General features: G+C 70.3%; 2 protein-coding genes. Both read left to right on the forward strand.

What is annotated here, in order from left to right; all coding sequences use genetic code 11:
- A partial coding sequence (locus AC1DUQ_RS18065) for a cation:proton antiporter (protein ID WP_477074275.1) occupies nt 1–1,680 on the forward strand: 1,680 nt, incomplete at its 5' end.
- 95 nt (nt 1,681–1,775) lie between these two features.
- Entirely contained in the window at nt 1,776–4,457 is a 2,682-nt protein-coding gene (adhE, locus tag AC1DUQ_RS18070; RefSeq protein ID WP_477060350.1) for a bifunctional acetaldehyde-CoA/alcohol dehydrogenase, read from the forward strand.
- The last annotated feature ends 109 nt before the right edge of the window (nt 4,458–4,566 follow it).

The raw sequence follows: 4,566 nt of genomic DNA on the forward strand, positions 1-4,566 counted from the left end.
GTGCAGCACGTGCACGTCTTCCTGCTGGTCGCCGGGGCTGTCGCGGTCACCGCGGTGTGCCGCAGGAGGGGGTGGCCGGCGCCGCTGGTGCTCGTCGCCGTCGCCATCGTGGTGTCGTTCGTGCCAGGCGTGCCGCGGTTCGAGATCGACTCGCACGTCCTGCTCGAGTTCGTCCTCCCGCCGCTGCTGTACTCCGCCGCGCTCTCCAGCTCGTACCGCGACTTCCGGACGTCGCTGAACTCGATCACCCGGCTCGGCGTGGGGCTCGTGCTGGTCAGCGCGGTCGCCGTCGCGCTGGTGTTCTGGTCGCTGGAGCCGTCCGTCCCGTTCGCGGCCGCGCTCGTCCTGGGCGCTGTCGTGGCGCCGCCGGACGCGGTGGCCGCGGCCGCCGTCGGCAAGCGGCTCGGCCTTCCCCGCCGCGTGATGACCCTGCTGTCCGGCGAGAGCCTGATCAACGACGCCACGTCGCTGACCCTCTACAAGGTGGCCCTCGCCGGCGTGGCCACCGGCGCGTGGGCGTTCGCCGACGGGCTGGTCACGTTCGCGCTCGCCGTCGGGGTCGGCGTCGCGGTCGGGCTGGTGATCGGCTGGGTGGTGCACGCGGTCCGGCTGCGGCTGGACGACCCGGTGGTCGCGTCCGCGATCGGGCTGCTGACCCCGTTCGCGGCGTACTGGTCGGCCGAGGAGATCGCGGGCTCCGGGGTGCTCGCCGTCGTCGCGGCGGGGCTGTACCTCGGGCACACCTCGCCGCGGGCCGGCTACGCGACGCGGCTCTACGAGGAACCGATCTGGTCCACCGTCGACCTGCTGCTCGAGGCGTTCACGTTCGCGCTCATCGGCATGCAGCTGCCGTGGGTGGTGCGCGACGTCATCGCCTCCGACCAGGGCCTGCGCCACGGCGTGCTGGTCTCGCTGGTGGTCCTGCTCGTCGCCGTCCTGGTGCGGCCGGTGTACATCTTCGGCACCGCGCGGTTCGACCACCTGCGCATGCGCGGGAGCCACCGACCACCCCAGGACTCGCTGTCCGCGCGCGAGTCCGCCGTGGTGTCGTGGGCCGGGATGCGCGGCGTCGTGACGCTGGCGGCGGCCGCCGCGATCCCGGTGACCAGCGCGGGCGCACCGTTCCCCGAGCGGGCCACCATCCTGCTCGCCGCCTACACCGTCGCCATCGGCACCCTGCTGGTCCAGGGGCTGTCGCTGCCGTGGGTCATCACGCGGCTCGGCGTCGGCTCGGCGGACGAGACCGCGAGCGATGCCGCGCAGGAGGCCGAGGTCCGGGTGGCGACCGCCGACGCGGTGCACGACGTGCTCGAGCGCCAGCGGGACGACTGGAGCCGGGACCTCGGAGCAGAGCGCGCCGACGAGCTCATCGACCGGCTGTCCGGCGTCTGGCGCGCGCGGGCCACGGCAGCGGCCGGCCTGCTCGACCCGGACTCCGCCGACGAGCGCGTGCCCGACCGGCCGGACGGCACCGGGCCCTCGCGCCGTCTCTCCGCGGAAGAGGGAATGCGCACCCAGCGGCTTCGCCGGGAGATCGTCGCCGCGCAGCGGGAGGTGCTGATGGACCGGCGGGACTCCGGTGACCTGGACGAGGCGGTCATGCGGCGGATGATGCGCGAGCTGGACCTGGAGGACGAGAGCCTCGCGTCGTCATGGCTCACTCGCGTGCGGCCAACCTGAGACGTTCGGCCCATTCATCGGGCATGTCGGTTCCGTAGCGTCGTAGGCAGAGGGTCGCAGAGCGGCCCTGACCGGCCTCGACTAGGAGTTGAACGGTGACCGTGACCAAGCCCGACACTGCGATCGACCAGCTGGTGGCGAACGCCAGCAAAGCCCTCGACGAGTACGCCCGCTTCACTCAGGCGGACGTCGACCACCTGGTGAAGAAGGCGTCCGTCGCCGCCCTGGACAAGCACGGGGAGCTCGCGCTCCTCGCGGTCAAGGAGACCAGCCGCGGCGTCTTCGAGGACAAGGCCGTCAAGAACATCTTCGCGTGCGAGCACGTCACCAACTCGATGTCCACGCTCAAGTCGGTCGGCGTCATCAGCCACGACGAGCTGACCGGCATCACCGAGATCGCGGAGCCCGTCGGGGTCATCTGTGGCGTCACCCCGGTGACCAACCCGACCTCCACGACGATCTTCAAGTCCCTCATCGCGCTGAAGACGCGCAACCCCATCGTGTTCGCCTTCCACCCCAGCGCGCAGGCCTCGTCCGTCGCCGCCGCTCGCGTGGTCCGCGATGCCGCAGTAGCAGCGGGTGCGCCCGAGCACTGCATCCAGTGGGTGGAGTCGCCGTCGATCACGGCGACGAACACCCTCATGAACCACCCCGGCGTCGCGCTCATCCTCGCGACGGGCGGCAACGCGATGGTCCGCGCGGCCTACTCGTGCGGCAAGCCAGCGCTCGGCGTCGGGGCGGGCAACGTTCCCGCGTACATCGAGAAGACCGCGAAGCTCAAGCGAGCGGTCAACGACGTCGTCCTGTCGAAGGCATTCGACAACGGCATGGTGTGCGCCTCTGAGCAGGCGGTGATCCTGGACGACGTCATCTACGACGCCGCCATGGCCGAGTTCGCCATCCTGCACGCCTACCGGGCGAACGCCGCGGAGAAGGCCCTCCTGGAGAACTTCATCTTCGGTGTCGAGGCCGACGGCAAGAACTGCGCGGACGCGAAGCTCAACGCCTCGGTCGTCGGCCAGAGCCCCCAGTGGATCGCCGAGAAGGCCGGCTTCACTGTTCCTGCCGACACCTCGATCATCCTCGCCGAGGTCAGCAGCGTCGGCCCGCACGAGCCGCTGACGCGCGAGAAGCTCGCCCCGGTGCTCGCGGTCCTGCGCGCCGAGTCCACCGAGCACGGCATCACGCTGGCCGAGCAGATGGTGGAGTTCGACGGTCTCGGTCACTCCGCGGCCATCCACACCCAGAACGACGCCCTGACCGAGGAGTTCGGCAGCCGCGTCAAGGCTGTCCGGGTCATCGCCAACGCGCCCTCCTCGCTGGGCGGGATCGGCGACATCTACAACGCGTTCATCCCGTCGCTGACGCTCGGCTGCGGTTCGTACGGCTCCAACTCCGTGTCCAACAACGTCTCGGCGGTCAACCTGGTGAACATCAAGCGGATCGGCCGGCGCAACAACAACCTGCAGTGGTTCAAGGTTCCGGCCAAGACGTACTTCGAGCCGAACGCGATCCGCTACCTGGCCGACATGCCCGACGTCGAGCGCGTCACCATCGTCACCGACGCGACCATGACCACCCTCGGCTTCGTCGACAAGATCATCGACGTGCTCGGCCGACGGATGAACAAGGTCGCGCTGCAGATCATCGACCAGGTCGAGCCCGAGCCCTCCGTGAAGACGGTCCAGGCCGGCGCCGCGCAGATGCGTCACTTCAAGCCGGACACGATCATCGCGCTCGGTGGTGGCTCGCCCATGGACGCCGCCAAGGTCATGTGGCTGCTCTACGAGCACCCGGAGATCCAGTTCTCCGACCTGAAGCAGAAGTTCTTCGACGTCCGCAAGCGTGCGTTCAAGTTCCCCGTCCTGGGCGAGCTCGCGCAGCTGGTGTGCATCCCGACGACGTCCGGCACGGGCGCCGAGGTCACGCCGTTCGCGGTCATCAGCGACCCGGACGCCGGCAAGAAGTACCCGCTGGCCGACTACGCGCTGACCCCGTCGGTCGCCATCATCGACCCGATCCTCACGTCGAAGATGCCGCCCTCGCTCGCGGCGGACTCCGGCTTCGACGCCCTCACGCACGCCACCGAGGCGTACGTCAGCGTCTACGCCAACGACTTCACCGACGGCATGGCGATGCAGGCTGTCCGCCTCATCTTCGAGAACCTCGCGGCGTCCGTGAACGGCGACCCGACCGACCCGGCCACGCAGGACGCCCGGGAGTCGATGCACAACGCGGGCACGATCGCCGGCATGGCCTTCGGGAACTCGTTCCTGGGGATCGTGCACGCCATGGCCCACGTGGTCGGCTCGACCCACCACCTGGTGCACGGCCGCACGAACGCGACCCTGCTGCCGCACGTCATCCGCTACAACGGCACGGTGCCCACCAAGCTCACCAGCTGGCCCAAGTACGAGCACTACGTGGCACCCGAGCGGTTCCAGCAGCTCGCCGCGATGCTCGGGCTGCCGGCGGCCACCCCCGCCGAGGGCGTCGAGTCCTACGCGCTGGCCGTCGAGTCGCTGCGGGCGAAGGTCGGCATCCCGGCGTCGTTCCAGGCGCAGGGCGTGTCGGAGCACGAGTTCATCTCGCGCCTCGACGAGGTGGCGATGGGTGCCTACGAGGACCAGTGCGCCCCCGCGAACCCCCGCATGCCGATGATCGACGACATGAAGGACCTGATGACAGCGGCCTACTACGGCACCTCCCTGGAGGATGTCCGTGCCCGCCGCAGCGCGCAGCCCACCGACGAGCTGGAACCCCTCCCCGCCGTCTGACTGCGCACCCCGACGTCCCGCCCGCGCACGAGTGGGCGGGACGTCGGCGGCCGGCAGCCACTGCGGAACGGGATCCCCCCCCGCCCGGTGAGCGCCCGCCCCCCGACGC

This window comes from Cellulomonas sp. P4_B5_2, from assembly GCF_056402235.1.